At 42.8% G+C, this 6,624-nt stretch carries 9 protein-coding genes and 1 pseudogene; 1 reads left to right on the forward strand and 9 read right to left on the reverse strand.

Features of this window, described 5'->3' with window-relative positions:
* Positions 1–67: 67 nt before the first annotated feature.
* From G475_RS0120755 to G475_RS0120770, 4 genes are all read right to left on the reverse strand, one after another.
* Positions 68–1,447, reverse strand: a complete 1,380-nt coding sequence (locus G475_RS0120755) for an MATE family efflux transporter (RefSeq protein ID WP_026702901.1) — start codon at positions 1,445–1,447, stop codon at positions 68–70.
* Entirely contained in the window at positions 1,440–1,898 is a 459-nt protein-coding gene (locus tag G475_RS0120760; RefSeq protein WP_026702902.1) for a MarR family winged helix-turn-helix transcriptional regulator, read from the reverse strand. The genes G475_RS0120755 and G475_RS0120760 overlap by 8 nt, the downstream gene beginning before the upstream one ends.
* Before the next feature lie 545 nt (positions 1,899–2,443).
* Positions 2,444–2,662 (reverse strand): PhzF family phenazine biosynthesis protein, encoded by a 219-nt coding sequence (locus G475_RS0120765; protein ID WP_026702903.1) that lies wholly within the window; start codon positions 2,660–2,662, stop codon positions 2,444–2,446.
* 50 nt (positions 2,663–2,712) lie between these two features.
* Complete coding sequence (locus G475_RS0120770) at positions 2,713–3,165, reverse strand: ASCH domain-containing protein (RefSeq protein WP_026702904.1); 453 nt, start codon at positions 3,163–3,165, stop codon at positions 2,713–2,715.
* 102 nt (positions 3,166–3,267) lie between these two features.
* Between G475_RS0120770 and G475_RS0120775 the strand changes: the two genes are divergently transcribed.
* Entirely contained in the window at positions 3,268–3,657 is a 390-nt protein-coding gene (locus G475_RS0120775) for a hypothetical protein (protein WP_026702905.1), read from the forward strand.
* 43 nt (positions 3,658–3,700) lie between these two features.
* Here the strand turns inward: G475_RS0120775 and G475_RS0120780 are convergent, their stop codons facing one another.
* The 5 genes and pseudogenes from G475_RS0120780 to G475_RS0120800 all read right to left on the reverse strand — a co-directional run.
* Complete coding sequence (locus G475_RS0120780) at positions 3,701–3,889, reverse strand: hypothetical protein (protein WP_051302804.1); 189 nt, start codon at positions 3,887–3,889, stop codon at positions 3,701–3,703.
* A 2-nt stretch (positions 3,890–3,891) separates the two neighbouring features.
* Complete coding sequence (locus tag G475_RS0120785) at positions 3,892–4,158, reverse strand: DUF2651 family protein (RefSeq protein WP_026702907.1); 267 nt, start codon at positions 4,156–4,158, stop codon at positions 3,892–3,894.
* Positions 4,159–4,626: 468 nt separating this feature from the next.
* A pseudogene (locus tag G475_RS25885) lies at positions 4,627–4,978 on the reverse strand (VOC family protein).
* Positions 4,979–5,258: 280 nt separating this feature from the next.
* Positions 5,259–5,615, reverse strand: coding sequence for a hypothetical protein (locus G475_RS25890; protein WP_084414224.1), 357 nt, complete (start codon positions 5,613–5,615; stop codon positions 5,259–5,261).
* 667 nt (positions 5,616–6,282) lie between these two features.
* Positions 6,283–6,624: aldehyde dehydrogenase family protein (locus tag G475_RS0120800; protein WP_026702908.1), on the reverse strand; the 342-nt coding region annotated here is incomplete at its 5' end.

The following is a 6,624-nucleotide window of genomic DNA, read 5'->3' on the forward strand; positions in this document are numbered from 1 at the left end:
CTTTAAATCCCCTCTTCTTTACGATAATATAAAGGACTTTTTCCTCCTATTTGTTATCTCACCTTTTTTAACGCGGGACACCGCTCTCTACAGCATTTCTCCCCTCGTTATATGCAAATAAGATATGCCGGTCTTGGAGTAGGATAAAAATTGTCAGGAAAAACGCGCACCCATCAGCTAGTGCGAAGGAGAGCCAAACTCCTGTTATCCCCAAGAAATGGGGCAGGGTAAAAATCAAAGGAAGCAGGAATAAAACGGTTCTGGAGATAGATAGTACAAAGGCTTTTTTCTCCTTGCCCACTGCCTGGTACATGCCCCCTGTAACCAGGGGCAGCCCAATCAAAGGAGCGATGAGGAACATCCATCTCAGCGCGTCAGCCCCATTTGAAATGACTGCCGCATCAGCTGAAAAGATATTCATTAAAAACCCAGGGACAGCCATGATCCCGATCCACGCAAGGATTGCGATGGTAGTAGCGATATATACACAGAATTTAAATGTTTGAATCACTCTTTCTATAGAGGCAGCTCCATAATTAAAACCTATAATAGGCTGCATTCCTTGAACGATTCCATTGATCGGCATAATAGAAAAGAAGAGAAGCCGATTGATGATGCCATAGACGGCAACCTGAGTGGCTCCGCCGAACAGCACCAGCGCCCAGTTCACACTGAGTACCGTTAGACTTGTGGAGGCCATCGCGACAAAGGCGGGCAGGCCGAGCAGGGTAATGTCCTTTACTAGATGGAAATCCGGCTTCCAGGCTATCCAGTGCAGGGAAAAAGAGCTTTTTTCACTCTTGAAATAGTGGACTAACCAAACCGCTGTGACACTTTGACTAATGACCGTTGCAATCGCTGCCCCCTGCATCTCCAGTCCTAGCCAAAAAATAAACACAGGATTCAGGACAACATTGAGGGCGGCTCCTATAACCATGGTATACATCGCCGTTTTGGCATTTCCTTCGGAGCGGACGACATTATTGGTGCCAGCAGCAAAGGAATTAAAGATGGAGCCCAACAGGACGATCTGGACATAATCTTTGGCATAAGGGAGGATCTGCCCCGTTGCTCCAAAAGCTCTTAACAGAGGATCCAGAAATACGATGGCGGTTACCATTAAAACGATACTGAAAAATAGGATCAACCAAACAATATGCCCAAACACTTTATTAGCACCTTCCAGCCGTTCCGCTCCCAATCTTCTCGAAATAATAGACGCTCCCCCGACTCCGAACGTCTGCGCTCCAACCGCAATGATAGCTTGAATAGGAAACGCTATCGAAAGGGCAGCTATTCCCAAAGTTCCGACGCCGCGGGCAATAAATATCGTATCTATAAGATTAAAGAGAGTGCTTATAAACATGGCCGAGAACGCAGGAAACGATAAAAGCATGACTAACCTGGGGATGCTTTCCGTCCCCAGCCGTCTGCTCTGTTCATTCATCGCCCCCCTCCTCCATGCCAGAAATATAATCGACAGCGTTGTCGGATACTCTCTTTAACATGTGGAGCAGCTGTTCTCTTTCCTCCTCTGAAAACCCCTGCATCAATATATCTGTCCACACCCTCATCGTAGACAGGATTTCATGATAAATTTCCTGCGATTTCTGCGTAAGAAAGATCAAATTAATTCGCCGGTCCTGTTCACTTGGGTGACGTGTTACAAATCCTAATTCTTCCAGCTTACGAATAGACCGGGCTGTGGTGGTTTTATCAATGTTTAACTCGTGAGCTAATTCATCCTGTGAAATCCCGTCTTTTTGATATAAGGCACTTAAAAAATCCAGCTGGCCGGCCCCGATACCATACGGGCGAAAGCTTCGTGATTTATACATCATGTTGTACCGGTGAATGATAGAAAACCATTTTCCAATGGACTCGTTCTGGTGAGCCAAAGACATTCCCTCCTTTTCGATTAATTGTTCCCAGTATACACGAAAATTAGTTGCATTAACAACTAATTTACCCGGGGATCGAAAAGGAAATGCCATCCATTTATGTTCTCTCAGGGGACTATAAACCATCCAACTCCCCTTTTTTATAGAAATCAACGGAGCTTCCGGTCTCTTTACATGCTTCATTGAAGTGTAGTATGTTGAAAGTAACAAAAGCTCACAAAAAATCAGAGCAGTAAGACTGCCCTGGTAAAACAGTAACAACCACGTGAAGAACGGTTGGCTGGTTTAAAGAAAGTAATCCCATCTTCTGTCGCCAAACATGCGGATGGGGATACTTATTGCATTCAATAATCATTATCACAACCATTGGGAAGAGCAGCGATCCAAATCCTAGAATAACATTTGTAAACAATTATTATTTCACCTCCCTTCGTCCTGAATGACAAGGGAGGTTAACGTTTATCTGCTTCTGTCATTAGCCAGTCTCACCCCTCCGGATGCTTTCTTTGGCAGCATGGAGGCTCGACTGTCCCTCTTTTTTGTTACATACAGCTTCCTTCCGCTATTACAAATACCCGGCCGCCGACTTCGATGGAAAACTCCCGGCTGTTGCTTTTCCCTTCCTTCTTAACATGAATCAAAGACGGCCCAGAATAGCCCTGTTCCACCATGTAATCAAAATAACTGCTGTTAAAATAGTTGTATTGCAGCAGGTACGCTGCCAAGTTTCCGTTGGCACTTACCATCGCCGAATTATCCATAGCTCTTCCAGAAGGATTTTGATTGGAATTCGTACTCCTGGGGGAGGAGTTCAGCTTTCGTCCGCGGAATGCACCATCTCAAACCGTTCACAGACAACCAGCATATTTTCGCTGAAACCTGAACCATGGCTCTCAAGCAGCTGCCTGAAAAACGTTTCGTGAGCGTTCCACCATGTGTTATAATCCCCTTCGCCTTCCGCCAGCGCAAAGGCTTCGGGGACTTCCTTCATCGGCGTAATAGCAACTTCCGTAATGCGGATAACAGCAGCGGGGTCCCCTTGGGCATCGAGAACAATACGGAGGTCTCCTTTTTTCGGAAGAGGCTCCCTTTCCCATTCATATTCCGCATAAACGGAACACGTCGCTGTTTTCTTTCCCTGTTTCACGAGATCCGCCAGCTCATCAGCGGATTCCCCAAATGAAAAGACATCCACCGCCTGTCCCGGCTCAACCTCGTGTTTTTCACAATAATCGTTCCAGAATTTTTCTGTCTGCTGGTTCATAACCCTGTTCCTCCATTTTTATCCTGCCAATGCTATGATAACGTGATTTTAACATAATTTTACATAGAAGAGGAATGCAGGAATATATACGGAGGGATATCCATGAAAAAGGGATTCGTGCAGGCGGGCTTCTTTCTCCTGCTGGTCGTCTTCGGCTGGCTTTCTTTTTTCATTATAATCGCCACCGGATTCAGCGGGGATTTCCATATTGGCGTCTTTTTATTTACAGGCATGCTCAGTAGGATATGGGCCAGTACTTACCTTTCGATACCTCTCTGCTTTCACCTGGAAAAGCGCAAAGTATTCAGGTTTCACGATGGAAATACGTTAATAAAAGTATTAGAAGGCTTACTTTATTCTGAAAAAATTTTTGAAAATGCACAGGTTTTTATTCAACAGGTCATTGATTTGGAGAGAGATGAGCAGGGACGGCCTACCAAACAACTCATCATTTTAAAATGTGGAAAGATATTTAGACAACTTAGGAGATGAGTTTCTTCCGTAGTGATTTTAATAAGGCAGTCATGTCGCTGCCTTATCTTTTTTCCAGGCTTTTGATCAGTCTGATCAACCAGTACAGAACAATCCAGGGAAGAATATACTTTGTCGCCCACTGTATAAGGCCTGGAACGACAATGAATACATCTATTCCAGCCAGTGCCAGGACATACCACAGTGCAGCTAGGACCACGATACCACATAGTATGATCACAGTTTTTTTCATTTTCACGTCCCTTTCCGTTTTCCAGATTTCATCCATGTGCGCACGGTAACAAACAGATCAACAAGATACCCTGCCAAAAAAGCCAGCAGGGTATAAAAAATCATCCATACTGAAAAGGTGGAATTATACCAAACCAGTATCCCTGAAAAAGCCACAATGAAAACGACACCCGGCATAATAAAAAGGTTTTTTAAAAGCACACGTCCCAGGATTCCCGCAACAAGGGAAACCGCCGGGAAAACAACGATAACCTGCACGATTGTGTTCATCACGACTTTCTCCTTTCATGAATCCGCGTGTCTTTTCACTACCTATGGAAATGTACCAGCTCATTTTTCATAAATAATGGCCTTTATCCGGGATTAGAGAACAGTAATGTGGTACTACTGCCAGGTTAGTGTCCTCCATTTTCATATAGGGAACACAATGGTTCGTTCAGCCGCCGCTAGTGTCCTCCATCCCGGTTTGGGGCATAGTATTTCGTCTTAACACCTTGATAGAGGTCTCTACCACTGAAAAACAAGGATAATATGGTGTTAATTTATGGACCATTATTATTTCTACCAAGTTATTTACTTATCACTTGATCCATAAAGAGGAGCGCCAACATTTGAAATAGCGATATATGTCCGCTGTCTGCCATCTGCAAAAAAAAGATCCCCTGTCGTTTTGGGACCATCACTTTATTGATTATAGCTGCTCCCAGCCTATCGTTTCAGCCTGTATTTATCTTGCCTTCACAGATGACTAAGAATATTAACAAGTTGTCCGAAAGGATCTCTTACATAGAATCTTCTAACGCCCCAGGGTTCATCAACTAGTCCGTATTCTATTGAAAATCCAGCTGTTTTCATTCGTTTAAACGCTGCATCTACATTGTCAACTTCAATGGATAAATCAGGTGTTAAAGTATTGGAGCCTCCCTGTGACGCAAAACTGATCTGCACTTTCATCTCTTCATCGGATCCGTATGTTTTCAACCAGCCATGATCCATCAATAATTCGAGACCTAGTACATCTTTGGTAAAAGCTTTTGGCTGCCGTAGTATTCTGAGTATCTATGTTGGAGACAATTCTTTTGACTTTCATATACAATTCCACCCCATTTTCGTATTTTGTTACTCCTTTCTACATTCCCTTATCTCCTCCTTCTTTTTTCATACTTCCCGCTGAATAGAAATAATAAAGTTGTTTACATTTCACCATAGACGGATGATGCGAATCAATAAAAGGGAGCTTGCGTAGCTCCTAATACATTAAATATTCAAGTGTAAAATATGTTGAGGGCCTTTAGGGCCATCGTAAACTTGGTTTTTATCGACGAAACCAGTTTTTAAGTAGAGGTTTATTGCAGCAATATTTCTTTTGTTCACTCCAAGGACGACTTCGTTGATACTTCTTTGACAAAAGAGGGAAGTAATTTTAGTCCGCGTTTGGCTAGTCCTTTTCCTTGAGACCCAGAATCAATGGAGAAGGATGTTAACACTCTAGCCATTGGATTATTACTATATTTATAAACTTTTTCACCCTCTTCTAATGCAAAAAATCCAACTGGAGTGTCGTTATTCATTATTAGTATATGTGTAGAAGTTTTCGATACTTCCGGATTATCGATTTTTTCTAAAGGAAGACTAGTAAATTTAAGTTGTTCCCCAGGTAAATGAAAGGTAGATAAATGCTTTTTGAATGTATCACTATACTCAATTAACTTAACATTTGATTCCATATCTATGCCTCCAATTTCTGTAATAAAACGAGTATATTTCACCTTCAATTTTCAGGCAAGCTTTTGAAACACATAACGATAAGGTTGGGTTTTAAACAACTTTTTTATCATTTTTAAATGTACTAATACCCGAAAAGCCGAGCCTCTTATATAAAAAGGAAAACTGTATCAGACTAAGACTGTATAAAGTCATTTTTTCCTTCACCATGATTTCATAGCAACAATATCAGCACGGGAGAAAGCCCGCCTATGCTAGTAAGTTAATAATTCTTTTCATCTTCTTCTATCCAAGGGAAATTTCCAACAGTTGGTTGTCCCCTCCTGACGATTAGTTAATCCAACCGGGGGCCAGTGTCTAATTTCTTCCGTTCCAGAATGGAAAAAAGGGTTATTCTACGATTGGGCCCATTGGAGAGAACATAGAGTGGATAATGTCAATAAACTGCGAATGACGACATTTTGCAAGCGTCCCCATCTTATTTTCTCCGTTAAAATACCTTACTCCCCATTTTATCTTCTTTTTCTCCTTCATGTGTCTCTAACCCGTTTATTAGAGACATGTTGAGCCGGAAAATGTCCTTTATCTCCTCCAGCTAACAAAAAGAAGCCTTGAGTTTACGCTAGACTCAAGGCTTCTTTTGTTGGACTATCAATTTATTGTTTCCTATTATCCTTTCACAAACACGGTTTTAATATCGGTAAAGAATTCGATGGCAGCTTCCCCCTGTTCCCGCGAATGCGAGCTTGATTTTTTCATGCCGCCAAAGGGGGCCTGCAGCTCAACGCCGGCGCTTTCAGCATTCACACGGACCAGGCCGGCTTCGATGTCATCCATGAAATCTAGCATGTTCTGGATGTTGGTGGTGAAAATCGAGGCACTCAGGCCAAACTCAACATCGTTGGCCAAATTGATTGCAGCTTCCATCGAATCCACCTTCATCAGCGCCAGCACCGGACCGAAAATTTCTTCCTGTGCGATCGTCATGTCGGTCGTTACCCCGTCAAAGAC

Source organism: Salibacterium aidingense DSM 18341 (assembly GCF_000429685.1).
Taxonomy (GTDB): domain Bacteria; phylum Bacillota; class Bacilli; order Bacillales; family Marinococcaceae; genus Salibacterium; species Salibacterium aidingense.